The sequence below is a fragment of the Streptomyces longwoodensis genome, from assembly GCF_001514125.1.
In the GTDB taxonomy this organism is placed as follows: domain Bacteria; phylum Actinomycetota; class Actinomycetes; order Streptomycetales; family Streptomycetaceae; genus Streptomyces; species Streptomyces longwoodensis.
The window spans coordinates 99,914-123,027 of record NZ_KQ948553.1 but is presented as its reverse complement, the minus strand read 5'-3'; the positions used below and the strand labels follow the sequence as shown (position 1 = coordinate 123,027).

Annotated in this window: 27 protein-coding genes; 24 read left to right on the top strand and 3 right to left on the bottom strand. The window is 70.9% G+C overall.

Annotated elements, in window-relative coordinates; all coding sequences use genetic code 11:
- Positions 1 to 2: 2 nt before the first annotated feature.
- The 14 genes from AQJ30_RS15525 to AQJ30_RS15460 all read left to right on the top strand — a co-directional run bounded on the left by AQJ30_RS15525 (position 3) and on the right by AQJ30_RS15460 (position 12,196).
- Positions 3 to 863, top strand: coding sequence for a magnesium chelatase domain-containing protein (locus AQJ30_RS15525; protein ID WP_067233795.1), 861 nt, complete (start codon positions 3 to 5; stop codon positions 861 to 863).
- Between the two features lie 123 nt (positions 864 to 986).
- A complete protein-coding gene (locus tag AQJ30_RS15520; RefSeq protein ID WP_067233793.1) occupies positions 987 to 1,889 on the top strand; it encodes a magnesium chelatase domain-containing protein in 903 nt (300 codons plus the stop codon).
- A 65-nt stretch (positions 1,890 to 1,954) separates the two neighbouring features.
- Positions 1,955 to 2,623, top strand: coding sequence for a hypothetical protein (locus tag AQJ30_RS15515; RefSeq protein WP_067233791.1), 669 nt, complete (start codon positions 1,955 to 1,957; stop codon positions 2,621 to 2,623).
- A gap of 29 nt (positions 2,624 to 2,652) precedes the next feature.
- The gene (locus AQJ30_RS15510) at positions 2,653 to 3,510 is read left to right on the top strand and encodes a hypothetical protein (RefSeq protein WP_067233790.1); all 858 of its coding nucleotides are present in this window, start codon (positions 2,653 to 2,655) and stop codon (positions 3,508 to 3,510) included.
- 177 nt (positions 3,511 to 3,687) lie between these two features.
- Positions 3,688 to 4,629, top strand: coding sequence for a phosphoadenosine phosphosulfate reductase domain-containing protein (locus AQJ30_RS15505; RefSeq protein WP_067233788.1), 942 nt, complete (start codon positions 3,688 to 3,690; stop codon positions 4,627 to 4,629).
- Positions 4,630 to 4,738: 109 nt separating this feature from the next.
- Positions 4,739 to 5,158 carry a PadR family transcriptional regulator gene (locus AQJ30_RS15500; protein WP_079084066.1) on the top strand — a complete coding sequence of 140 codons (420 nt, stop codon included), beginning with the start codon at positions 4,739 to 4,741 and terminating at the stop codon, positions 5,156 to 5,158.
- A 5-nt stretch (positions 5,159 to 5,163) separates the two neighbouring features.
- Positions 5,164 to 5,775 (top strand): hypothetical protein, encoded by a 612-nt coding sequence (locus AQJ30_RS15495; protein ID WP_067233784.1) that lies wholly within the window; start codon positions 5,164 to 5,166, stop codon positions 5,773 to 5,775.
- A gap of 306 nt (positions 5,776 to 6,081) precedes the next feature.
- On the top strand, positions 6,082 to 7,437 hold the full coding sequence (locus tag AQJ30_RS15490; protein ID WP_067233782.1) for a putative antirestriction adenine methyltransferase: 1,356 nt from the start codon (positions 6,082 to 6,084) through the stop codon (positions 7,435 to 7,437).
- Positions 7,434 to 8,372 (top strand): ParB N-terminal domain-containing protein, encoded by a 939-nt coding sequence (locus tag AQJ30_RS15485; RefSeq protein WP_067233781.1) that lies wholly within the window; start codon positions 7,434 to 7,436, stop codon positions 8,370 to 8,372. Before AQJ30_RS15490 ends, AQJ30_RS15485 begins: the two co-directional genes overlap by 4 nt.
- Positions 8,369 to 8,584: a hypothetical protein gene (locus AQJ30_RS15480; RefSeq protein WP_067233779.1), complete on the top strand. Its 216-nt coding sequence runs from the start codon at positions 8,369 to 8,371 to the stop codon at positions 8,582 to 8,584. Before AQJ30_RS15485 ends, AQJ30_RS15480 begins: the two co-directional genes overlap by 4 nt.
- The gene (locus tag AQJ30_RS15475; protein WP_067233778.1) at positions 8,581 to 9,192 is read left to right on the top strand and encodes a DEAD/DEAH box helicase family protein; all 612 of its coding nucleotides are present in this window, start codon (positions 8,581 to 8,583) and stop codon (positions 9,190 to 9,192) included. Before AQJ30_RS15480 ends, AQJ30_RS15475 begins: the two co-directional genes overlap by 4 nt.
- 4 nt (positions 9,193 to 9,196) lie before the next feature.
- Positions 9,197 to 10,756 (top strand): terminase large subunit domain-containing protein, encoded by a 1,560-nt coding sequence (locus AQJ30_RS15470; protein WP_067233776.1) that lies wholly within the window; start codon positions 9,197 to 9,199, stop codon positions 10,754 to 10,756.
- A 43-nt stretch (positions 10,757 to 10,799) separates the two neighbouring features.
- Positions 10,800 to 11,171 carry a hypothetical protein gene (locus AQJ30_RS15465; protein ID WP_067233775.1) on the top strand — a complete coding sequence of 124 codons (372 nt, stop codon included), beginning with the start codon at positions 10,800 to 10,802 and terminating at the stop codon, positions 11,169 to 11,171.
- A 725-nt stretch (positions 11,172 to 11,896) separates the two neighbouring features.
- Positions 11,897 to 12,196 carry a hypothetical protein gene (locus AQJ30_RS15460; RefSeq protein WP_067233773.1) on the top strand — a complete coding sequence of 100 codons (300 nt, stop codon included), beginning with the start codon at positions 11,897 to 11,899 and terminating at the stop codon, positions 12,194 to 12,196.
- On the opposite strand, the gene AQJ30_RS38445 is transcribed toward AQJ30_RS15460, so the two are convergent.
- The gene (locus AQJ30_RS38445) at positions 12,193 to 12,369 is read right to left on the bottom strand and encodes a hypothetical protein (protein ID WP_159052336.1); all 177 of its coding nucleotides are present in this window, start codon (positions 12,367 to 12,369) and stop codon (positions 12,193 to 12,195) included. The genes AQJ30_RS15460 and AQJ30_RS38445 overlap by 4 nt on opposite strands.
- 170 nt (positions 12,370 to 12,539) lie before the next feature.
- Between AQJ30_RS38445 and AQJ30_RS15455 the strand changes: the two genes are divergently transcribed.
- The 10 genes from AQJ30_RS15455 to AQJ30_RS15415 all read left to right on the top strand — a co-directional run bounded on the left by AQJ30_RS15455 (position 12,540) and on the right by AQJ30_RS15415 (position 22,011).
- Positions 12,540 to 12,872: a DUF1360 domain-containing protein gene (locus AQJ30_RS15455; RefSeq protein WP_067233771.1), complete on the top strand. Its 333-nt coding sequence runs from the start codon at positions 12,540 to 12,542 to the stop codon at positions 12,870 to 12,872.
- A 14-nt stretch (positions 12,873 to 12,886) separates the two neighbouring features.
- On the top strand, positions 12,887 to 14,671 hold the full coding sequence (locus AQJ30_RS15450; protein ID WP_245726945.1) for a hypothetical protein: 1,785 nt from the start codon (positions 12,887 to 12,889) through the stop codon (positions 14,669 to 14,671).
- Positions 14,668 to 14,865, top strand: a complete 198-nt coding sequence (locus AQJ30_RS15445; RefSeq protein ID WP_067233768.1) for a hypothetical protein — start codon at positions 14,668 to 14,670, stop codon at positions 14,863 to 14,865. Before AQJ30_RS15450 ends, AQJ30_RS15445 begins: the two co-directional genes overlap by 4 nt.
- On the top strand, positions 14,858 to 15,061 hold the full coding sequence (locus AQJ30_RS15440; protein WP_067233766.1) for a hypothetical protein: 204 nt from the start codon (positions 14,858 to 14,860) through the stop codon (positions 15,059 to 15,061). Before AQJ30_RS15445 ends, AQJ30_RS15440 begins: the two co-directional genes overlap by 8 nt.
- Positions 15,048 to 18,497 (top strand): phage minor head protein, encoded by a 3,450-nt coding sequence (locus tag AQJ30_RS15435; RefSeq protein ID WP_067233764.1) that lies wholly within the window; start codon positions 15,048 to 15,050, stop codon positions 18,495 to 18,497. Before AQJ30_RS15440 ends, AQJ30_RS15435 begins: the two co-directional genes overlap by 14 nt.
- 2 nt (positions 18,498 to 18,499) lie before the next feature.
- Positions 18,500 to 18,670 (top strand): hypothetical protein, encoded by a 171-nt coding sequence (locus AQJ30_RS38440; RefSeq protein ID WP_159052335.1) that lies wholly within the window; start codon positions 18,500 to 18,502, stop codon positions 18,668 to 18,670.
- Positions 18,671 to 18,741: 71 nt separating this feature from the next.
- Positions 18,742 to 18,948 (top strand): hypothetical protein, encoded by a 207-nt coding sequence (locus tag AQJ30_RS15430; RefSeq protein ID WP_159052334.1) that lies wholly within the window; start codon positions 18,742 to 18,744, stop codon positions 18,946 to 18,948.
- 125 nt (positions 18,949 to 19,073) lie between these two features.
- A complete protein-coding gene (locus AQJ30_RS15425) occupies positions 19,074 to 20,744 on the top strand; it encodes a major capsid protein (protein WP_067233761.1) in 1,671 nt (556 codons plus the stop codon).
- Between the two features lie 74 nt (positions 20,745 to 20,818).
- A complete protein-coding gene (locus tag AQJ30_RS15420; RefSeq protein WP_067233759.1) occupies positions 20,819 to 21,649 on the top strand; it encodes a hypothetical protein in 831 nt (276 codons plus the stop codon).
- The gene (locus AQJ30_RS15415; RefSeq protein WP_067233757.1) at positions 21,646 to 22,011 is read left to right on the top strand and encodes a hypothetical protein; all 366 of its coding nucleotides are present in this window, start codon (positions 21,646 to 21,648) and stop codon (positions 22,009 to 22,011) included. Before AQJ30_RS15420 ends, AQJ30_RS15415 begins: the two co-directional genes overlap by 4 nt.
- Before the next feature lie 160 nt (positions 22,012 to 22,171).
- On the opposite strand, the gene AQJ30_RS38435 is transcribed toward AQJ30_RS15415, so the two are convergent.
- The gene (locus tag AQJ30_RS38435) at positions 22,172 to 22,558 is read right to left on the bottom strand and encodes a hypothetical protein (protein WP_159052333.1); all 387 of its coding nucleotides are present in this window, start codon (positions 22,556 to 22,558) and stop codon (positions 22,172 to 22,174) included.
- Between the two features lies 1 nt (position 22,559).
- Entirely contained in the window at positions 22,560 to 23,084 is a 525-nt protein-coding gene (locus AQJ30_RS38430) for a hypothetical protein (RefSeq protein WP_159052332.1), read from the bottom strand.
- Positions 23,085 to 23,114 lie beyond the last annotated feature (30 nt).

The window sequence follows — 23,114 nt, the reverse complement described above, 5'->3', positions numbered from 1 at the left end:
CGATGACCACCACGACCCCCCTCACGAAGCGCTGCACGAGCTGCGGCAACACCTGGCCCAGCACCGACGGATGGGGCGGCACGGTCGCCTACTGCACCGAGTGCGCCAAGACCGCCGACGCCATCGGGCCCCGCGCCCCCCGCCCGGCCCGGAACGGCGTCATCGACACCGGCACGCTCATCGAGGACGGCAACCCGTTCAACCTGCGGTACGCCGTCCTCGATGCGCGCCCGGGCGACGTCCTCGACGACATCGTCACCCCGGACTACGTGGTGGGCGACGCCCTGTACCGCACGGGCGTGGTCGTCGACGCCGACCACCGCGGCCTCGGCGTCGCCTGGCCCGCCGACACCCGCATCGGCCGCGCGCAGGTGCGAGCCGCCTCCGACGCCGCCGCCGTGATCCACGCGACGGTCAGCCCCGGCCTCGGCTCATTCGCCCTCACCGGCGTCGCCCACGACCGCGAGACCAGGGACCGCGTCCGCGCCGCGATCACCAACGGCGGCTGCCCGTGGCCCACCGGCCGCCTTACGGTGACCGTCGAGACCGTCACCGGCCGCCCGCTGGACGCCTCGCATGACCTCGCGATCGCCTGCGCCATCCTCGGCGCGGCCGGGCACTACCGCCCGGCCGCCCTGGACGAGGTCGCGTTCGTCGGCGGGCTGGGCCTGGGCGGCAGGGTGCGGCTGGTGGCCGACATCAACGCGGCCGCCCGCGCCGCCATCGCCAGCGGCTGCACCACCGTGATCGTGCCCGAAGCCAACATGCACGAATTCGACGTGCCCGAGGTCAGCGTCTACTGCGTGGCCACCATCGCCGAGACCGTGCGCCTGCTCCAGACGTTCGACCGCGCCGCGTCCTGACCACCCCCGCGCCGGGCCGGGGGCAGGCAGCGCCCCCGGCCCCTGCGCAGGCGGCACGAACACCTGGCACGTGCCGCCCGCCCAGGAACCGCCTGGACCCCCTCGAACGGAAGGACAACCGCTGTGACCACCACCGACCCCGGCACGGCATACGCGGCCGCCTACGACGCGGCGGCCGCCGCCCGCCTCGACCTGTACGCGAAGGCCACCGCGTACATCGGCCACCTGGTCCGCGGCCACCTGCCGCAGGCCGCGACGCTCGTCATCAACGCCAAGTGCCGGGACCTGCACGAGGTCCAGGACGCCGAAGGCCTCCCCATCTGGCACGCCCCGACCAGCGCGGGTCAGGGCCTGCCCGACGAGGTCGCCGACGAGGTCGACGGCATCCTCGCCGACGTCATGCCGTTCGGCGGCATGGCCGGCGCCGCCCGCTGGCCGATCGCCCCCCAGGGCCTGCCCTACCGCCTGGTCCGCCTGCCCGGAGCTCCCGCCCCGGCCAACGGGACCGGCCAGCGGAAGGTGGCCCACACCCGGTTCCCCACCCCCGAAGGCCTCCGCGTGATCAGCGGGATCTTCGCGCCCGCGGCCACCCCGCGCATCGACATCACCGGCACCAGGGACACCTACGCGCGCGAGACCCGCGACCGCATCCGCGCCGCCATCATCAACAGCGGCTACACCCTGCCGACCGGGTCGCTCGACATCACCGCGGACTGGCTGGTCATCCGCTCGGGCGGGCCCGCCGCCGACCTCGCCACGGCGGCCGTCGCCCTCGAAGCGGTCGGGCTGCTCCCCGCCGACATCACCCAGCGCGTGGTGCTGATCGGTGAACTCGGCCTCGACGGGACAGTCCGCACCGTGCGCGACATCGAACAGCCCGTGGCGGCCGCCCTCGGGCTAGGGGAGAAGCACCTCATCGTGCCCGCCGAGCAGACCGACCTGGTCGGCACCCCCACCGGCGTCACCGTGACCGGCGCCTACTCCCTGGCTCACGCGGTCGCCCACCTGGCCGCGCTGGCCGCCTGACCCCCGCCCCTACGGCCGGGGGCAGGCAGCGCCCCCGGCCCCACCCCTCCCGATCGGAGACCCCGTTGACCACCGACCTGCCCGACGTGCACCTCGTGATCTACGGCGCTGGCCGCTTCCCGCCCCCCTTCGGCCTGCTCGGCTACCTGTTCACCGTGCCCGGCAGCTACCCCGACGACCTCCCCGCCCACCTGCACGGCCCCAACCAGGAACTGGCGGTCTACCTCAAGCCCGACGAGCCCGACACCTGGGAGGCCCGCGCCACCGAAGGCGAGCGCCGCGTCTACGCCACCGGCCCCAGCCGCCGCGAGACGATCGGCCTCGCGTTCCTGGAGATCGCCCGCCGGCGACGCCGCGAAGCCGCCCAGGTTGCCGCCAAGCGCGCCGCGGCCGGACTGGAGCCCGCCCCGCCGTACGCGGTCGAGGTCACCTCCGCCACGACCCTGGTCCTCACCGGCCGCGGCGCGGCCGTCCTCCACCAGGTCGTGCCCGCTGACGACGACACCCCCGCCCGCTACCACTGCCACGACATCGAAGGCAGCGGCGCCACGTTCGTCATCACCGCCGACCAGCCGGTCACGCTCCAGACCATCAGCACCGGCGTCCTCCACGCGCGGTGCGCGCACGGCCTCGAGGACGCGGACGCCTGCTTCGAGAACGAGCCGGACGCCCTCGCCTACATCACCGACACGCTGACCGCGTTCTGGCCGTGCACCGACCTGCCCGCCAACTAGCCCCGCCCACCGAGAGAAGGAACCCACCCATGCCGGACACCGGCTTCTACAGCGAGTACTTCGAGGACGCCTACCGCGACGCGGCCAAGGCCCGCCGCGAGGTCCTCGACCGCGGCCTGCTGCTCATCGCCCACGTCATCTGGGACGAGCTGCCCACCGCGACCGCCCTCAGCATCAACGGCGGCACCCCGACCGCGATCCACGACGGCGATACGCAGCTGTGGAAGTTCAACGACGCCACCCGCGACAGGCTCAGCGAGAGTGCTCGCGCCCGCGTCCGCGACGTCCTGCTGGACATGCTCCACTTCAACCGGGGCACGGCCGGCCTGCTCGCCGCCGACTGGAAGGAGGTCCCCGACCTGATCGGCACGCTCCGCGTCGACCTGCCCGACAACCCCGACCGCGAGACCCCGGCTCCCGCCCCGGCCGACCGGCCGACCGGTACACCGGGGGAGGACGCCGGGCCCTGCGCCCAGTGCCAGCGGCTGCTCATCTGGGACAGGACCGGGAAGCGCGTGAACGACGAGTGGGGCGAGTACATCTGCTCCGGCCCCCGCCCGGGCGGCACCGCCTCCGCCATCCACGTCCTCGCCGCGCCCGAGACCGCCCCGGAGGACCAGGAGGACCAGGCGGCCCACGCGCACGCGCGGCCGAGCGGCCGGGACCTGGCCACGCACCCGATGGAGGACCCCGACCACGACTGCGCCACGTGCAACGGTGACCACCGGCCGGTCGTCCCGCCCATGGTCGGGATCGCTCCGTACTGCGCGTGCGGCTGGACCCCCCACCGGGGCGTCACCGTCCACGACCACTTGAAGGAGATGGGCGCCTGGCCGCCCGCCCCGGTCGAGGAGTCGCCGCGCGGCCACTCCGCCACCCGCGCGTAACAGCACAGGCGAGGGCCGGGGAGCAGGCAGCGCTCCCCGGCCCTCACTGCCGATCTAAGCACCTCACCCCCCTCTGCTTCACCCCACTCCACGCGGAAGCTCCCCGGACGTCCATGCGGCGTCCAAGCCCTCAACCGGCCGGCTTCCACCACCCCACCACCCCCAGGAAGGTCCGCGATGCCCACCGCTCAACTGGCGTTCGACCTGCCCGGCTTCGGCACCGAGGTCCCCGACCTGGCGTCGTACACGTGGATCATTGCGAACCTGTCGGGCGGCAAGGACTCCATCGCGATGCTGCACGAACTCGTGCAGCACGCCCGCGCGGCCGGCGTCGCCGACCGCATCGTGTGCGTCCACGCTGACTTGGGCTCCGCCGAGTGGGAAGGCACCCGCGAGCTGGCCGCCGAGCACGCCGCCGCGTACGGCCTGCGGTTCGAGGTCGTCGCGAGGAAGGGCGGCGACCTCATCGACCGGATCGAGGAACGCGGCATGTTCCCCGACGCCGACAACCGGTGGTGCACCTCCGACTTCAAGCGAGGCCCCGTCCGCACCCTGATGACCCGCCTCGTCCAGGAAGCCCTCGACGCCGGGCACACCGGCCGCGTCCGCATCCTCAACGTCATGGGCCTGCGCGCCGAGGAGTCACCGGCCCGCCGCAAGCTCCTCGCGTTCTCCCACGAAGGCGCCTGGACCTGCCCCTGCGAGACGTGCGTGCCCAAGCGGGCCAAGGCCGAGAAGTACAAGGCGCGCAAGCAGCCGGTACCGAAGGGCGTGGGCCCCGGCTGGGGCGCCTCGAACACCCTGCGGCACGTCGACGTCTGGTACCCGGTGCACGCCTGGTCGGAGCTGGACGTGTGGATGGCCGTCGAGACCTCCGGGCGGCGCAAGCACCCCGCCTACCTCGCCGGGATGCCCCGCCTGTCGTGCATGTTCTGCGTCCTCGCGTCCCGGCCGGCGCTCGTCCTGTCCGCGCAGCTCAACCCGGAGCCCGCCGCCCGCCTCGCCGGCATCGAGCAGAAGATCGGGCACCGCTTCCGCAAGGACCTGTCCATGGCGGAGATCATCGCGGAGGCCGAACGGTCCCCGCGCGTCGCGGCCGTCGCCTGCTGGCAAGGCTGAGGTGGCCCCGACCCTCCCTGCTCCCAGCCCGAAACGGCCACTGGGCTGCGCTCCTTTCGGTCCGATAGGACTGCTTCTATCGGACAGAAAGAAGGTGTAGCCTCGCTGTATGGACCAAAAGCATCTGACACCCGCGATGGTGCGGATCATCCAGACGTTCCTAGAAGATCCCGAAGCGAAGTTGTTCGCCACGGAGATCATGAAGGCCGCCGGCATCGGCAGCGGCTCCCTGTACCCGGCGCTCGCCCGCATGGAGGCGGAAGACTGGATCACGCAGGAGTCCGAGGATCCCGAGGTCGCCAAGGCCGAACGGCGGCCCGCCCGCCGCTACTTCCAGATGACCGGCAAGGGCGCCGTCGCGGCACACGCCGCGCTCGTCGACTACAGCAACGCCGTCCGCCCCCCGGCGAAGTCGCCCGCCTGGCGCCCCGGCTGGCAGCCCACCTGGCGCGTGACCCCGGGCTGCATCGCTGGCAGCTTCCTCGTAGTCGTCAACGGTGCGCTCGCCTCCGCCCTGATGGGGCGGTGAGCCCGGTGACCATTTCCCTCCTGCCCGCGGCCGCCGCGCCCGGCGTCGAAGTCCACGGCGGCACCTTCATCGGCCACGACGTCAACGGGTGGACGGTCGCGATGATCTGCGCGATCGTCGCCGCGGTCATCTACGAGACGACGATGGCGCTCCTGCGTAAGGTGCCGCTGCGCATCCCGTTCGTCGTGCTCCAGCTCGCCCGCATCCAGGTGCCCAAGGCCTACCGCTCCGAGCTGTACCAGTCGTGGCGAGCGGAGCTGTGGCCGATGCTCAAGGGGCCAAAGCGCGGGAGACTGCTGCGCTGGATCGACGGCATGAAGTTCGCCATCGGGCTGTCCTTGCGCGGCGCGCGGGCCACCACCAAGATCATGGCCGCGGCCAAAGCCGCAGCCGAGGCCCGTGACGACACCGAGGCACCGGTAACCCCAGTTTGGATTGTGTCCCTCAGCCCGCGGTCTTTGGCCGTCTTCAGTGCCACCTGCACCACTGGCCTAGGGGTCGCTGCCGGGGCGGGTACGCCTGTCTGGTTGCTGGTTGTAACGAGCGGCGCGTTCATCCTGACATTGGCCACCGGGATCGCTTCCTTGATGCTGCGACGGCAGCGATCACGTAAGTAAAGCAAGCGTCCGCCGCAGCACGCTTAACCCGGCCATTGTTTCGTTCTTGATCCCCCATGGGCTCGGCCTCTAACGTCCGAAGCGGCCGATCGCTTCACGGCCACCCCGCGCTGGTGCGTAGTAAGTAACACGGCCCGACTTCCAGTCGGGCGATCCAGGTGCAAGCCCTGGCCGGCGCTCCACGATGCAGGGCCCCTCGCCACGCCCCCGGTGAGGGGCCCTTCGCACCCCCCAAGACCACTCACAATGGGCCAAACCCGCAGGTTGCACCCCGGGCCTGCGCCACGGACTTCATTGGAGCGGCCCATGTTCCACGGATCGATACCCGCGCCCCTGCGGTCGATCATCTACGAGCACGCCGGGACCTGGCCCGGCGACGACATCTACGTCGGATGCTCGGGCAACTTCACCATCGAACGCGTCCTCCACGCCCGGTTCGGCGACCAGCGGCGCGTCCACGGCAACGACATCCAGGCGTACTCGTGCGCTCTCGGCTGGTACCTCGCCGGCGACCCGCTCAACTTCACCCTCCGCGAGGAGTACGAGGACACCCTCGGCTGGCTCCACCCGTACCTGGAAGACCGCGCCGACCTCATGGCGACGCTGATGCTGGGCACCCGCTTCCTCCAGTACGTCGGTAAGGACGGCGCCTACTACCGGCGGATGATGGACGCCACCCGCGACCAATGGGCGCGGATGCACGAGAAGACCGCCACCAAGCTCCGCGCCCTGGAAACCAAGCTGGGCTCGTTCTACGCCGGCGACGTCCGCGACTACCTCGACCAGGAGGTGCCCCCCGACGCCCCGGTGGTGATGTTCCCCCCGTTCTACGCGAAGGATTACCAGGCGCAGTTCGCGTCCATCGACGCCGCGTTCCACTGGCCCGAGCCGTCGTTCGACGACCTCACCGAGGACGGCAAGGAACGCATCATCGAGCAGGTCCAGGACCGGCCCAACTGGGTCCTCGGCCTGCACATCGAACGCCCCGAGCTGCGCGACCGCCTCGCCGGCGTCGTCCAGACCGCGAACCGCGGCCTGCCGATCTACGTGTACGCCGCCGCCGGGCCCCGCCGCATCGTCCGCCCCCGCCAGCCCGTCGAGGCGATCCCTATGCCGAAGATCGGCCCCGACGAGCCGCTCGGCGACCGCATGAGCCTCCACGTCCTCACCGGCGGCCAGTTCGCGGGCATCCGCTCCCAGTTCATGTCCAAGTCGATCAAGCCCGGCAGCCCGCTCATCGCGTGCGGCGTCGCCGTCGACGGCAAGCTGATCGGCGCGTTCGCGTACCTGCCGCCGAAGTTCGACCCCAACACCGCCTACCTCATGTCGGACTTCCCCGTGTCGTGGACCCGCTACCGGCGCCTCGCCAAGCTCATCGTGATGGCCGCTTCCACGAAGGAGGCGCAGGTCCTCATCCAGCGCAGCCTCTCCAAGCGCATCGACGGCTGGGCCACCACCGCGTTCACCGACCGACCCAACAGCGCGAAGTACGGGCGCGGCATCCCTGGCGTGAAGCTCCAGAAACGCACCGAAGCCAGCAGCAAGGACCCCGGCGACGGGATCCACCGCTACCAGCTCCAGTACGGCGGCCCCCTCGGCGCCTACGACTTGGACGACGCCCTGTCCCTGTGGAAGACCAAGCACGGCAAGGACCTGCGATGACGACCGACACCACCACCCCGCTGTTCCGGCCCCGCCTCGTCCGCCGCGACCCGCGCACCCTCACCCCCCTTGAGGTGAACGCCCGCTTCATGCGGAAGGAGGAGTGGGACCGCCTCGTCGAGAACATCCGCCGCGACGGCTGCCTCACCTCCACCCCGCTGATCTACAACGGCGGCGAGTACGCGGAGGGCCAGGAGCTGATCCTGTCCGGGAACCACCGCACCAAGGCCGCAGCGGAAGCCGGCCTCACCGAGATCGACTGCATGCTCATCGAGGAGCAGCTCACCCGGCAGCAGCTCGTCGCGATCCAGCTGTCCCACAACGCCATCGCAGGCGAGGACGACCCCGCCACCCTCAAGCAGCTCTACGACGAACTCGACGACGTCGACTGGCGCGCCTACTCGGGCCTGGACGACGCACAGCTCCAGCTCCTCGCCGAAGTCAGCCCCGAGGGCCTCTCGGAAGCGAACCTCGACTTCGCCACCGTGTCCCTGATCTTCCTGCCGTCCGAGCTCGAAGCCGCCCGCGAAGCGTTCGACCAGGCCCGCGTCGGCCAGAACGAGTCCTGGCTGGCCGCACGCGCCGACTACGAGCGGACCCTGGACACGCTCGCGTCCACCCACGCCGCCCACAAGGTCGGCAACGTCGCCACCGCACTCCACGCCATCCTCGCGATCGTCGAACGCCACCTCGACGAACTCGCCGACGGCTACACCGCCCCCGACGGCACCCACCTCCACTCGGGGAACGTCGGCCTGGAGACCGTCCTCGGAGCCCGCACACTCCCCGCCCCGGCCGCCGTCACCCTGAACAAGGCGATAGCCGCAGCAGAGGGACGCGGCGAGATCGAGCAGGGGCAGGGCTGGAAGCTCCTCGAACGCCTGGCGGGTGAGTACCTGTCCGGACCCAACCACACCCCGAGCGACCCGGCATGAGCGGCGTCGGCGTCCAGTTCGTAGGCGGCCCAGCCGACGGCCGGCTCCTCGCCATCCCCGGCGACCCCTGGAACCCGCCCCACACCTACGAACTCCGCAACCCCGACGGCGACCGACTCATGTACGTCCGCGCCCTGAACCCAGGCGACGACGGACCCCTGTGGCACTACCGGTACGACCGCACCGTGAACAGGGAGGCACGGGCCACATGAGCACACGCCAGCCCATCACCCTCGACCCCACCCTGGACCCCTGGGAACGCCAGCCCGGGGAGTCAGCCCACAAACACGGTCAGTTCGCCACCTACCGGGACCTCGGCCGCACCCGCACCCTGACAGAAGCAGCGCAGAGGCTGACACTCGCGTACGGGCACGTGAGGAACCTGGCGGCCTGGTTCCGGTGGCGGGAGCGCGTCGAGGCGTACGACCGGCACCTGGACCGCCAGTACGAGGCCATGTGGCTGGAGGAGCGCCGCAAGGCCGCCGAGAACGACGCGAAGATCCTCGGCGCGGCGGTCGGCAAGCTCGTCGGCCGGCTCCAGACGCTCCGCCCCGAGGAACTGTCGCCCGGCGACTTCATCCGGCTGATGGACGTCGCGATGCGGCACCGGCGCGTCCTTTTCGGCGACCCCACGCAGACGATCGCCGTCACCGGCGAAGGCTCGACCGCGTTGGCGAAGCACTTCGAGGAGTTCGCGCAGATGGCCCCGGAGCAGCGGCGTGCCCGGCTCGGGGAGCTGGCCGCGTCGGTGAACCAGAGGATCCGCGCGGTCGAGGGCGGCGACGACGAAGACGACCCCGACGACGACGAGGAGGCGTAGCGCTGTGACGACGGCCGTGGACGAGCTGGAGCACCTGGACGACGAGGAGGTGTACCGGCAGCTGGAGGCCGCGCGCCGGGCGATGAGCGCGGACCTGCTGCGCGACCCGGTGACGCTCGCCCGCGGCCTCGACCGCCGGTTCCGGATGCGGCCGCACCTCAAGCTGATCGGCCAGGCGCTCGCCGAGGTCGCCCAGGGCGACGTCGACCGGCTGCTGATCCTGACCCCGCCCCAGGTCGGGAAGTCCACGTGCGTCGCGGAGTGGTTTCCGTTCTGGTGGCTGTGCATGTTCGGCCGGGACAAGGTCGCCGTCACGTCGTACGGCGACGACCTGGCGCTGCGCCGGGGCAAGAGGATCCGCGGCTACGTCGAAGAGTTCGGCGACGAGTGGGACCTGCGTCTGAAGCCGGGCTCCGGTGCGATGCAGGACTGGGAGGTCACGAAGGGCGGCGGCTGCCGGTCCGTGTCGGTGGGGAAGGGTCTCACGGGTTTCGACGTGAACCTGCTGATCATCGACGACCCGCACAAGGACCGCGCGGACGCCGAGTCGGAAGCCGCACGGCGTGCCCTGCACGACTGGTACTCCTCGGCCGCCCTGTCCCGCCTCCAGCCCGACCGCAGCGCTGTCGTCGCGATCCAGACCCGATGGCACCCGGACGACTTCGCCGGCCGGCGCCTCGAGGAAGAGGGGCGGATCGAGGAAGGCGGCCGGTGGAAGGTAATCCACCTCCCCGCGGTCGCCGACCCCAAGTTCGGGCCCGACCCGCTCGGCCGGGAGCCCGGCGAGCCCCTGCCGCACCCGAAGATCCCCACCCGCGACACGGCGCGGCTGCGCGCCTGGTGGGCGCAGAAGAAGACCACGTCGATCGTCCGGGACTGGCACGCCCTGTACCAGGGCGACCCCCAGCCCGCAGAGGGAGCGCTCGTGTCCGAGGAACTGCTGCGCCTGCTCCGCGACACCGGCACACCGGTGGAGCCGCAGAAGATCGCCGTCAGCATCGACCCCTCGGGCGGCGGCCGGGACACCGCGGGCGTCATCGGCGGGTTCCTCGGCGACGACGGCCGCGTGTGGGTCACCGACGACGTCTCCGCGCCGATGTCCTCGGCCGAGTGGTCCACCGCCGCGTGCCGCCTCGCCCACCGCACGAACGCGTCGATCATCTACGTGGAGTGGAACTTCGGCCGCGACATGTGTGTGCTGGCCATCCGCACGTCGTGGGAGACGCTCCAGCGGGACGGGGAGATCCCGAAGAACGTCCTCATGCCCGCGATCCACCCCGTGCGCGCCAAGCAGGGCAAGCTGCTGCGCGCGGAGCCGATCGCGCAGCAGATGGTGCAGGACAAGGTCCGGCTGCGGGGGGTGTTCCCCGACCTGGAGCGCGAGTGGGCGACCTGGCAGCCCACCGACCCCGACAGCCCCGGCCGCATCGACGCCTCCTGCGTCCTCGTGTACGGCCTGATCCCCGAAGCCAACGCCGGGGCGATCGCCCACGCACCCCTGCCGACGGCCCCCCAGCCCACCGGCAACCGGCCGGCTTCCCCGTACTCCCAGCGCATCCGCTGACCTGCCCGCGCGCCCCCCGGGCCAGTGAGGCAACATCGGGGGTGTGAGCAGCATCCCCGACGCCGAACCCGCCCGCCCCTGGCGACCCCAGGACGGGCCCCGGCCGACGGTGTGGACGTGGCCCCGCACCGACCGGCCGGCGCTGCGGGTGATGTCCGGCGGGCAGTGGCGTCACGCTTCCGTGATCGCACGCCAGGACTGGGCGGATGGCACAGTGCGCTACCAGGTGGAGGTCGACCTGCGCGGCGACACCGCCACGCGGATCGCCCTGTACCAGTGGCCACAGCCCGGCCTCGCAGTAGCGCGGCGCAGCGCCCACGAGCCGACGCAACGCGTCGACGAGACCTGGCAGGGCGACATGCCCCACCGAGGTCCCGTCGAGGCCGGCCCCCGCCGAAGCGGGGAATCCGGCTGATCGTGGTTCTACGTGATTCCGCCGAATCCGCCGTGGCTCACGATCTTCGCCACTTCCTCAGCCACTCGCAGCCCGTAATAGATCACCTGCGAAATGATCACGGCGAGAGGGCCGTGTGTTCGCGCTCGGTTCACCATTCGAGTCCGCCAGCCGATCGGCTGAGGATTCCGGTTAGGACACCCCTTGTCGGGGCACTCCTGTTCCTCGGTGGTACGTTCTTCCACCAGATCTCTCCTCTGCACAGGTGGATAGATCAACAAGGGGTGGGCTGCTCGGCCAAGCGGCCCACCCCGCACTGCCCGTGAAGGGCGACCAGGGCGTCATGCCCCAGAGGAATACCCATACGGCCAGATACAAAGCAGTGACTTGTCGTACGGGTGTTCTCTGGGGGTTTCGAGACCCTACCTGGGTGGTGGGCTAATGAAACCCCTTGATCGCGAATTAGTGTCCGATCATGGCTGCCTTCACCCTTGCGTCCGGGCGCCCCATGTATATCGCCTTTCCGTGATCTAAATGACGGGCCTGTGGACAAAGCGCGGCAGCCGAACTGAACGCCCCCACGAATGGAGACCCTATCTGCGGCCTCCGACATCAGTGGCTACCCGGCTCGTAGTGCACTGCCTGGCCTTGCCGGACAAGGGTCCTGGGCTCCCTCGCTGGCCGCTGGTGGCCTCCCAGTACTTCGAGGCCCCCCGCTGACCTGCGCGGCGGGCACACTGGACCGCGTGAAACTGCCGCGCATCGAGTGCAAGGACTGCGGCCGCCACATCGCGGCCGGCCCGGTCGCCGGACGCCTCAGCAAGGGCCGTCTGGCCCGCCACGACCCGCCGAAGCGCGTGAGCCTGTACGGGACCGCGCTCGTGTCGTGCCCGGGCTCCCTCGACATTGTCGACCTGCCCGTTTCCGCAGATCAGCTTGAGTTCGAGGACAACGAGAAGGCGCTGGCCAGCAGCCTCCGACAGGAGGGTGTGCGGCTCGTCGCGGGTGTTGATGATGGCGGGCTCGGCACGCTGCCCCTGTTCTAGCCGCGCACCCCCGCCGGGTCGTGGAACACGCTGTGCACCGGTATCTCGGCCAGCTCCGCGAAGACCTTCTCGAAGTCGTCGAGGTCCAGGTCGACCATCTCCATCTGGTCGCGGACGTCCCCGAAGAACAACGCCTCCATGTCCCAGCGGCGGCCTCGGCCCAGAGGTTGCACCGGGTGCGGAGAACTTCTGCACCTACATGGAGGTCAAGCCGTCGTACTCCGACGCCCTCAGGGACCGCACGACCTCCCGAGCTGTCGTGCACTTCGCGGCACTTCGCAGCAGTTCGTGCGAAGTACCATGGCCGCCGTCCTTGACCTGGGGATCTTCACCGGAGGCGGCCGTGATCTCTCTGCCCGTGCTCGCACTGCTCGGCTTCGCCGCGTACCGAGCGACACAACTTGGTGTCCATGACACGATCCTCGACGGCCCGCGGCAGCGCCTCGGCCTCTGGCACGCGAAGAAGGTCGACAGCCGGGCGCGCGGCTTCATCGTGCAGCTCGTGTCGTGCATCTACTGCTTCGGGTTCTGGCTGTCCGGCCTGACGCTCCTCGTCTACCTCCTCGCCACCGACAGCTGGGGTGACGCGCCCTGGCTCGTGCACGGCATCGAGTGGTTCGCCGTCGCCGGCGCGCAGGCCCTCGCCAACCGGTTCGACGACTCGCTGGGCCACTGACCATGCCCCGCGAGGTGAGCGCGGCAGCCGCGCGGTACAGCGTCAAGACGTCCTCGGCGAACAGCCGCCGACGCAAGCCCGACGAGAAGTGGCAGGCGGGCGCCTGGGAAGCGTTCCGTGACACCCCGGAGGTGCGGTTCGCCGGCGAGTGGGTCGGCAACGCCATGTCCGGCGCCACCCTGTACGCGGGGCGCCGCACCGACGACGACACCGTGGAACGCGCCCCCGACGAGCACCTGGCCACGCAGATCGTCCGCGAGATCGCAGGCGGCACCGACGGCCAGTCGAACCTCCTCGGCGACTTCGGGCCGCAGCTCGTGACCGCCGGCGAGGGATGGATCGTCATCCGTCCCCGCGACGAAGACGACGACCTCAGCGAGGACGAGGACGACGCCACGGACGGGGAGAACACCTCGTACTCGTGGCACGTCCTGTCCACGCTGGAGGTCCGCGAGGAACAGGGCGGCAGCCTGGTCGCGGAGGTCGACGGCGAAGAACTCGAGATCCCCGCCCTCGACGAGGCGATGGACCCCGACTCCACCGACCCCATCGCGATCCGCGTGTGGAAGCCCGCCCCCTGGCGGCACATCGAAGCCGACTCGCCCGTGCGCGCCAGCCTCCAGTTGCTGGAGCAGTTGCAGTTGCTGAACGCGGCGATATCGGCGATCGCCCGGTCCCGGATCACCGGCCGCGGTGTCCTCCTCGTCCCCAAGGGCACCCGCTTCCCCACTCAGCCCGGGCAGGCCGGTGACGCCGAGGACGACCTGATCCAGATCTTCCTGGAAGTCGCCGCGACCGCGATCCGCGAACCCGACTCGGCCGCCGCGACCGTCCCGATCATCCTGGAAGTGCCCGCCGAGTCGATCAGCGACATCCGGTGGCAGACGTTCGAGTCGACATTCGACGAGCTGGCGATCCAGCTGCGCGACGAGACGATCCGCCGGTTCGCCAACGGCCTCGAAGTCCCCGCGGAGATCCTCCTCGGCCTCGGCGACGTCAACCACTGGGGGGCGTGGGCGCTCACCGCCGAAGCGATCCGCCTCGGCGTCGAACCGCGGCTGCGGATCGTGTGCCACGCCCTCACCACACAGTGGCTGCGCCCCATGCTCCGCGCGCAGGGCGTCGACGACGCCAACGAGTGGATCGTCTGGTTCGACACCAGCAAGCTCCGCGTGCAGGCCAACCGCGCCCAGACTGCGCTGGAGGCGTTCCAGGCCGGCCTCATCAGTGCCGAAGCCGCCCGCCGCGAGACCGGCTTCGACGAGGCCGACGCCCCCACCCCCCAGGAGGAGCAGGCCCGCCGCAAGCAGGCGGCCGACGACGACGCGCAAGACACGCCCCCCGGTGAGGAGAACGAGGACAACGTGAGCGACCTGCCCGTAGACGAGACCACCAGCATCCCGGACACGCTGCCCGCCTCGTCCGGCCCCCGCATCCCCGACGGCCTCCTGGCCGCCGCTGACGCCCTGATCTGGGCCGCCCTCGTCACCGCCGGGGAGCGGCTGCGGAACAAGCCGCCGTGCCCGCGCAGCGAACGCGGCCGGGCCCGCGAGATCAAGGCCGGGGAGCTCCACACGGTGTACCCGGTCGACCCGGACATGATCGACGTCTACCACCTGCTCGATGGGGTGTGGGTGCGCGTCCCCGAGGTCGCCGAGCGGTACGGCGTCGACGGCCCCTGCCTCGTGCTCGCCCTCGACGACTACACGCGGGCCTTGATCGCCGCCCGCAAGTCCCACCAGTACGACGAGACCGAGGCCGTGCTGCGGTTCTCCAAGTGCCTGGGGCTCGCCGCGTGAGCGCCGGCCTGCGCGTCAACGTGACCGTCGTCGCCGGCCCGGGCCGCCCGGCCTGGTGCGGCCGCTGCAAGGCCAACACAGGCGTCTCGGTGGACGTGCTCGGCCTGTTCCCGACCGGCGTCACCCGCATCAGCAAGGTCAGCGTGTGCGAGGTTCACGACGACCCCGACGACCAGGAGGACCGCCGTGGCTGAACGCGTCGACCACGTCGACCTGTGCCCGGACTGCCAGGGCGTGCGGGTGCTGCCCGCGACCCGCATCAGCGACGTCACCGTGCACATGGACGGCAGTGACCACATCTCGTACCGGGGGAAGGCCACCGTCACCGTGATCCCGCTCCCGGACCCGTGCCCCAACCCGCGGCGGGAGGTGCCCGATGGCCCGGCCTGACCTTGCGGCCCGCCTCGACCAGGCCGAGCAGGACGTAGCCGACGAAGTCCGCCAGGTCCTCGACGAGGTCGCCGCCGAGATCAGCAGGGAACTCGCCACGGCCATGGAGATCGTCGCCGCCCGGTTCTCCCTGTCCGCGATCGGCCGCATGTGGCGTGCCCGGATGCCGCGCCTCGTGCGGCGCCTCCTCGGCGTCGCCGAGCAAGCAGCCCAGCAGGCCGCCACCGACAGCGGGCAGACCCTCCCCGACGGCTGGACCGACCTCCCCGAGCGGCACGACCAGGGCGACGAGCTACCGGCGTCGCTCGGCTCGTACGTCACCGACACCGAGCACCTGCTCCGCGCCGTCGGGGACCGGCTCACCGCCGCGGCGGTCGCCGAACTGGCGGCCGGCCTCGACGCCGGCGAGGACATACCCGCGCTGCGGGCGCGGCTGCGTGAAGCGTTCTCCCGCGAGGGAGCCGAGCTGGGGGAGATGCGGGAGGAACGCATCGCCCGCACCGAAGCCACTCGCGCCTGGAACGCCGCCACCCTCGCCGCAGGGCAGGCGCTGACCGCCCCTGACCGGCCGCTGGTGAAGCAGTGGGTGACCCGGCACGACGCGCGGGTGCGGCACGCCCACAACGACGTCGACGGGGCGCTGCGCCTGGTCGACGAGGCGTTCACCGTCGGCGGCCTCCCGATGCGCTACCCCGGCGACCCCCTCGCCCCGGCCGCGCTCACCGTCAACTGCCGGTGCGTCCTTCGATTGGCACCCGAGCAGCGCACCGCATCCGTAGGAGTGAAGGACCGCCCGCGCCCCAGCGTCTCCGAATCGAAGGCCGACAGGGTGCGCAGGCAGATCGGAGACCGCATGGGCCTGCCCGCGAGCCTGCTGGTCGGGCCCGCCGACCGCCGCCCCGCCCCCACCTTGACCGCGGCGGCCACCACCCACACCGGCGCGATGATCGCGCTCATCCCCGCCGAAGAGGACGCGCAGCGCCTGGCCCTCGAAGACGGGGAACTCGCCGACGAACTCCACTGCACGCTGATGTTCCTCGGCGACGCCGACGACTGGTCCAGCGAGCAGCGGGTGTCGCTCGCCGAGTCGGTGACGGACTACGCGCAGACCGCGCCGATCGCCGCGCACGTCTTCGGCGCCGCCCACTGGAACCCGCACGGCGACGAACCCGTGTGGGTGTGGTCCGTCGGCGACGACCGCGACAACCGCGACCCGGACGCCCTCACCTTGCAGGACATGCGGTACGCGGCCGCCTACGCCGTGTTCGACGCGCTGGAGCCGCTCCCGGAGATCCCCGACCAGCACTCGTCGTGGCACCCGCACGTCACCGCGATCTACAGCGCGGACACCGACCGGTTCGCGGACCTGATCGACCGGGTCGGGCCGATCCGCTTCGACCGGCTGCGGGTCGCGTTCGCCGGCGAGCACGTCGACATCCCGCTCGCCCTCGCCCAGGAGGAACCGATGGCAGACAGCATTCAGGCCGAGGCGGTCGAACCGGCGCCGCCGCCCGTACGCACCTGGACCACCCCCGACGACAGCGCGCTCGCCTACGAAGGCCGCCGCACCGGAGACGGCAGGATCTTCGCGGAGGGCGCGCTGCGCTGGGACACCGGCCCGTGGCCCCTCAACTACGCCGACCGGCTGGGGCAAGCCCACGAAGGCGCCCGGCTCGCCGGCGCGATAGCCGAACTCGGCCGGGACGGCGACCGCCTCACCGGCCGCGGCCCCATGTACCCGACGACGGAGGCCGGGTGGGAGGTGTGCTCGCTCCTCGACCAGCAGCCGCCCGCCGCGCTCGGCGTGAGCGTCGACCTGGACGACGTGAGTATCCAAGTCGTCGACAACACCGCCACCGACGGCGACGACGAGGACGAGCCGCTGATGCTGGCGGCGTCGTTCGCGTCGGCGAGCATCATCCGCCTCGACGACGGCGCCTGGCAGATCACCGCCCAGACCCGGCCCGAGGTGACCGCGTCCGGGGTGGAGCTCACCCACTCCACGCGCACCATCAGCGTGTTCACCAGCAGCGGGGGTGCGATCTCCCGCGCCACCGCCCGGCAGGTGTTCGGCGCGCAGCTCACCGCCGCCGCGGACGACCCCGACCCCGAGGACGGTGTCGTCGTCCACGAGGAGACCGCCGGCGACTACCTGCTGCGGATCACCGACGCGCGGGTGCGGGGCGCGACCCTCGTCAGCATCCCCGCGTTCGCGGACGCCCGCATCGTCCTCGACCCGCCCGAGCAGATGGCGTCCGCGCCCGCCGTGGCCGCCGCCTCGGGGGACGAGCACGACCAGGTCGTGGCGTACGTGTGCTCCAGCCCGACCCCGGTCACCGCGCGGGAGGTGTCCGAAGCGCTCGGCCTAGACCCGGCCGCGGTGCACTCGCACTTCGCGCGCGCCCTGGAAGCGGGGCGGATCGTGCGGATCGCGCGCGGCCAGTACGTCGGCGCGTCCACCCTCCCCGAAGGCGACATCGCGGCCAGCAGCGAACTGACCGACGAACAGCGCGCCGCCGTCGAAGCCCTCGACGCCCGCTACGAGCAGCACGGCGCGCAACTCGTCGCGTCGGCGCTGCGCGTCGTCCAGGCCCGCGAGCCGTTCCCCGCCGCCTGGTTCCGGGAGCCCACCGAGGAGGAACTCCCCCCGGACAGCGGCGGCGTCCACGTCGTCGACGGCCGCGCCTACGGCTGGGTCGCGCAGGCCGGTGTGCCGCACGAGCTGCACGGCCGGAAGGTCACCATCGAGAAGCTCGCCAAGCGCGGCATCGACACCTCGTACTTCCTGCGGACGAAGCTCCAGCTCGACGACGGCAGCACCGTCGCGGTCGGCCCGATGACGATGAACGTCGGCCACCACCGCGACGGCTTCGAGTGCGAGACTGACGTCTGCCAGTTCGACGACTCCCGCACCGTTGGCGCCGTGGTCACGGTCGGCATCAACGAGCGCGGCATGTGGTTTTCCGGGGCGGCCGGCGAGTGGCTGTCGGCGTGGGACAGCCTCGTGTACCGGGCCTGCCAGCCCAGCTACCACATGACGCAGGCCCGGGACGGCAGCTGGCAGTTGAAGGCCGTCCTGTCCGTGCCGAGTCCCGGGCATCCGTCGCGGCTCGCCGCGTCGGCGCAGCAGCCGGGCCTGGAGCAGGTCGCCGCCGTCATCGACCGGTCGAACATCGCGATCACCGCCGCCGCGGCGGCCCTCGAGGAACCCGCTACGGCCGACACCGGCCCCGAGCCGGTGCACGAGCGGACAGTCGAGTCGCCGGCCACCGACGTGGGCGCGCTCGCCACGGTGCTCGCCGACCCCGACGCTCTCGACGGGCTTGCGGCCGCCCTCGAGCGGCGCCTCAGCGAGCGGGCCGCCGCCCGCGCCGAAGCCGAGCAGCTCGCCACTCTCCTCGACGAGCCCACCACCGCCACCACCGGAGGGAACTGACCATGGGATGCAACTGCGGAAGCAAGCGCCAGACGACCGGCGCGAAGACCGCACAGTACGAGGTCGTCGAGGGCGGGCGGCGCGTCTTCGGGCCGACCCCGTACAAGGCGACCGCGCAGGCCGTCGCCAACAAGGTCGCGGGCCGCGAGGTCCGTGAGGTGGGGGCCAGCTGATGTGCGGCTGCTCGAAGAACAAGACGACCGTTAGCGCGTCCGGCGGCCGGGTCCCGGCCACGCTGTACCGGGTGATCCTCAACGGAGGTGACGGCGCGGTCGTGTTCCAGACCCACGACGTGGCGAAGGCCCGCACGGTAAACGGGAACTACCCGGGCAGCGTGATCGACCCCAACCCGGACCCGGCGCCCGAGCCAGCCGAACCCGCCCCCGACGGCGAGCCGGTGAAAGCGACCGAAGCGACCGAAGCCGCGCCCGCGGACGACGACACCGCCTGACCCTGCCCGCGCGGCCAGGCCGTTCGCCCTGCACAAGGGCCCGGCCCGGCCGTGTGGGCAGCTAATATGCCCTTTCAGCCGGATGGTTTAGGGCCTGGCTCCTGCGAATCACACAGGAGTCACTCATGGCCGACCAGCCGTACGAGCTGCCGGACGACATCGCCACCCTGTCCGCCGAGGACCTGGACACGCAGATCGCGGCGGCGCGCGAGGCGTTCCAGGCGATGCGCACCAACCCCGACCTGGACCTGGAGTCCATGCCCGCCGTGCGCGCCCTCGCGGCCGGCATCAAGGCGATGGAGGCCGAGCGGACGGCGCGGCTGTCGCAGGTGCAGGACGCCCTCGCCGAACTCGACACGCTCGCGGCGGAGATCGGCCTCGACGACCACGCCCCCGCCGCGCCGCAGCAGCTCGCCGCCGACACCGACACCACCGTGGAGCCCCCGGCCGGCGATGAGGACCCCGCCGCCGAGCCGGGCGGCGAGGAGCCGGTCACGGCCTCGGCGGGTGTCGTGGTGCCGAAGCCGCGGCTGTCCCTCGGCCTGGTGCGGCAGCACGCGCCGCGGCAGATCGTTCCCCGCAACGGCGGCACCGGTATCACGATCACCGCGTCGGCGGAGGTGCCCGGGTCGACGCTCGGCTCCACCCTCGACATGGACGGGCTCACCGAGTCCGTGACGCGCGTCGCCGGCCTCGTCGCGAACGGCGGGAAGGCCCTCGCGGCCAGCTACCAGCTGCCGTTCGCGAAGGACCTCATCGTCAACGACGCCGGCTCGGTCGAGGAAGGCACCATGACGGTGCTCACCGCCTCCGACCAGCGGCGCCTCAAGGGCGGTGACCTCGTCGCGAGCGGCGGATGGTGTGCGCCCAGCGAAACGATCTACGACTTCGTCGAGTACTCGTGCCCGGACAACCTGTGGGACCTCCCGGAGGTGTCCCTGTCCCGGGGCGGGCTGCGCTACTACATGACGCCGGAGCTCGACATCAACGCGATGTCGTGGGAGTGGACCGAGGCCGACGACATCAGCGCCGTCGACGGAGACCCGACGAAGCCCTGCTTCAAGATCCCGTGCGTCGACCCGGTCGAGGTGCGCTGCACCGCGTACGGCGTCTGCGTGCAGTCCGGCATCCTCAGCCAGCGGTTCTTCCCGGAGCTGAACACCTTCTACATCCGGCGCGCGATGGTCGCCTACGAGATGCGCCTCAAGGGCGCCATGTACGCGCAGGCCCGCGCGAAGGCCACCCCCGTCACCACCGCGCCGAGCTTCGCCAGCTTCACCGCCGTGTACGGCGCGCTCGCCCTCCAGGTCGCCGACATGGTCGAGCGGTGGCACCTGTGCGACCGCATTAACCTGGAAGTGGCGATGCCGTGGTGGGCCAGGAACATGTTCCTCGCCGACATCGCGCGCAGGAGCGGCTCGCAGATCTGTGACCTGCCCGCCCGCTGCATCGAGGACAAGTTCGCCGAGATCGGCGTCCGCGTGAACTGGGTGAAGAACATCCCGCCCGCGGTGCCCACGCAGATCGGTGCCGTCACGCCGGCCACGGACTGGCCGGACACCATCGAGGTGCTGCTGTACCCGGCCGGCGCTTTCCAGATGGGCCGTGGCCCCGAGGTCAACCTCGGCGTCGTCCACGACAGCACCCTGATGGCAACGAACGACCACACGGCGCTGTGGTTCGAGTCGTGCAACGCGCTCATCTACCGCGGTCCCGAGGCGCGCCGCGTCACGATCCCGGTGTGCGCCGACGGCTCCGTCGGCCCGCGCAAGACCCCCGTCTGCCCGACCGCCTGACCAAGCCGCTCCGATCGCAGCCCCGGGCCTCTGCCCGGCCGGGGCTGCCGGCGCACTGAGAGGACGTGAGGCAGATGGCAGGGCTCTCCAAGACCGTGAGCGCAATCCGCGGCACTCCCAGTCCTTTCGGTCTCCTGGGCAGGTGCGTCGACGTCATCGACGCCGACGATCTGCACGAGCTGAACGGGACGCAGATGGTGCCGCTGTCGTGCACCGCAGCGCACACCTGGCAGCGGGACTGCCCGCCTCCCCCCACCCCCAACCCGGCGAGCAAGACGTTCGACCGGCCCGGGCTGTGCGAGTTCGACCCGGTGACCGTGTACGCCGGCGCCACCTGCTCCACGTTCGGCATGACCCAGGACGAGGCGGTCGCCCACGCCACGGAAACGCTCCGCATGGGCGAGCAGCGCGCTCTGGAGGAGCACTTCATGGTGAACGCGCTGTGCACCATGGCCGCCAGCAACGACCTCACCCCCGCGGCGGGCCCCCTCCAGGTCGCCCAAGGCATCGCGGTGCTGGAAGGCTGGCTCGCCGAGCAGTACGGAGGCAAGGGGCTTCTCCACGTGCCGGCGGGGGCGGCGGCCCTGCTCGGCTGCTGCAACGTCGTCACCGCTCCTACCTCCAGCACTGGTTGCCCCCAGACGCTGATGGGCAACGGCGTCGTCTTCGGCGCCGGTTACGCCGCGAACGTGGGGGGTGCAACCTGCACGCAAGCGCCCGCTGGCGAGCTGTGGTTGTACGTGACCGGCCCAGTGCGGGTGCGACGGGGGCCGCTCGACATCAACCCGACCACCGAGGCGCAGTCCATCGACACTCGCCTGAACGACCGTTATGTCCTGGCCGAGCGCACGTCCGTGATCGAGACGGCGTGCTGTGAGGCGGCGGCAGTGAGGATCTCGACGTGATGCTGATCAAGGTGAAGCCGGCCTCCGCCTTGCGGACCGAGTTCGCGCGGTGGGCGGTCAGTCAGGACGCCCGCGTGAACACGTGCTCTCACGACCAGTTCTGTGTGCCAGAGGACCAGTTCGCCGACGTCCCGGAGCACCTGCTGGCCGGTGCACTGGTCGACGATCAGCCGTACCGTCCATCCGACGCGCTCGGTTCGCCCCCTGACACCGCCAGCCGCGACGAGACACCCGAGGCTGTGCAGCGAGCCGACGAAGCGCCTGTGCCTGATGAGGGTGTCGAAGCTGAGGCGAGCGGACGGGCGCGGCGCACGCCCGCGCGCGGGGCGCGCCGCAAGACGACGCCTGGGCAGGGCAGCTGACGCCGCCCCACAGCCTCGGAACCCGTCGGGCCGGGACCACGGTGGAGCGCTACGCCCGTGGCGCCGCATATCAGCCTGTGGCCGGGCACGCCCGAGGCTGGGGGACCACGTCAAACTGGGCGGTGCTCCGAAGTCTCGAATTGCCTTTCCGTCGCAGCCGTTACGGCGGTGGCGGTAGTTGGGTTGCCGCGTTAAGCGCGGCGCCAGCGGCCCGTGAATCCTTTGCATCGCTTTGGCGGAGCACCAAGAGCTTTGCCATGGCGAGAACGCTAGGGCTCACCATGATGCCTGCCATCACGTAATCGTTCTCTAGTCCGAAGTAAAAAGCGGCAGCAACGGAGCAGACGGAAATGAGCGTTCCTCCGCACAGCGCGATCATGTCCAATACGTGGCGGCGTCGATCGCGAGCGACCATGAGTTCATGCTGGCGCACCATCATCGGTTCTAGTTGCTTCAGTGCCACACGCAAATGGGCGGGAGGGAGCTGAGCCCACTCCTTGGCATAGGAAAGGGCGAGTTCTTCGGGTGCTCGAATTTCATCCGCCATCTCAGCCCCCCGGCCCCAGATCGACACCGCCGTGCGGCCCCGCAGTGTTGTGTGGCTGGTCGCCTGCTGCTTGGCCCGGTGGGCCGAGAGCAAGGAACATGTGGGTCAACCCCTGTACGGTCTCAGCGGCAGCGGGAACAATCTCTTCCGGTGTGGCATCAACCGGGGAATCGTCGATCAGCATTTCTTGAGCGAATTCCCACTCTTCCCGCTCAATTTCTTCTGCTGCAATCGCAAGGGCCCGCGCCTGACTGCTCTCCCGTGGCAGCCGCGGCTCAACGTCCCAGGGCATCGACTCCGGGGCGTCAAACCCAATGGACAGCAGTTCGTCTACCCCCGCTTTAAGCGACTTCTGGAGATAGTAGTCGACTACTGTGGTTAGGCCCTTTGCGATGCAGATTGTGCCTGCCACGGCGGTGGCTACGGGCGGAATAGGTGACGAAGCAAATAGTGAAAATATGGAAAGGCCGACCCCAATTCCGAGTTCTGCTGTAAAACGTACTGCAACTCGCGTCAAGGTCGTCATCGTGCGCGGATATGGCGATTCGAGCGGGTA

Bases quoted from the DNA above. Each gene is read 5' to 3' on its own strand.
- AQJ30_RS15525 (WP_067233795.1), top strand. From the start codon at position 3: ATGACCACCACGACCCCCCTCACGAAGCGCTGCACGAGCTGCGGCAAC.
- AQJ30_RS15510 (WP_067233790.1), top strand. From the start codon at position 2,653: ATGCCGGACACCGGCTTCTACAGCGAGTACTTCGAGGACGCCTACCGC.
- AQJ30_RS15505 (WP_067233788.1), top strand. From the start codon at position 3,688: ATGCCCACCGCTCAACTGGCGTTCGACCTGCCCGGCTTCGGCACCGAG.
- AQJ30_RS15500 (WP_079084066.1), top strand. From the start codon at position 4,739: ATGGACCAAAAGCATCTGACACCCGCGATGGTGCGGATCATCCAGACG.
- AQJ30_RS15490 (WP_067233782.1), top strand. From the start codon at position 6,082: ATGTTCCACGGATCGATACCCGCGCCCCTGCGGTCGATCATCTACGAG.
- AQJ30_RS15485 (WP_067233781.1), top strand. From the start codon at position 7,434: ATGACGACCGACACCACCACCCCGCTGTTCCGGCCCCGCCTCGTCCGC.
- AQJ30_RS15480 (WP_067233779.1), top strand. From the start codon at position 8,369: ATGAGCGGCGTCGGCGTCCAGTTCGTAGGCGGCCCAGCCGACGGCCGG.
- AQJ30_RS15475 (WP_067233778.1), top strand. From the start codon at position 8,581: ATGAGCACACGCCAGCCCATCACCCTCGACCCCACCCTGGACCCCTGG.
- AQJ30_RS15435 (WP_067233764.1), top strand. From the start codon at position 15,048: ATGGCCCGGCCTGACCTTGCGGCCCGCCTCGACCAGGCCGAGCAGGAC.
- AQJ30_RS38440 (WP_159052335.1), top strand. From the start codon at position 18,500: ATGGGATGCAACTGCGGAAGCAAGCGCCAGACGACCGGCGCGAAGACC.
- AQJ30_RS15425 (WP_067233761.1), top strand. From the start codon at position 19,074: ATGGCCGACCAGCCGTACGAGCTGCCGGACGACATCGCCACCCTGTCC.
- AQJ30_RS15420 (WP_067233759.1), top strand. From the start codon at position 20,819: ATGGCAGGGCTCTCCAAGACCGTGAGCGCAATCCGCGGCACTCCCAGT.
- AQJ30_RS38435 (WP_159052333.1), bottom strand. From the start codon at position 22,558: ATGGCGGATGAAATTCGAGCACCCGAAGAACTCGCCCTTTCCTATGCC.
- AQJ30_RS38430 (WP_159052332.1), bottom strand. From the start codon at position 23,084: ATGACGACCTTGACGCGAGTTGCAGTACGTTTTACAGCAGAACTCGGA.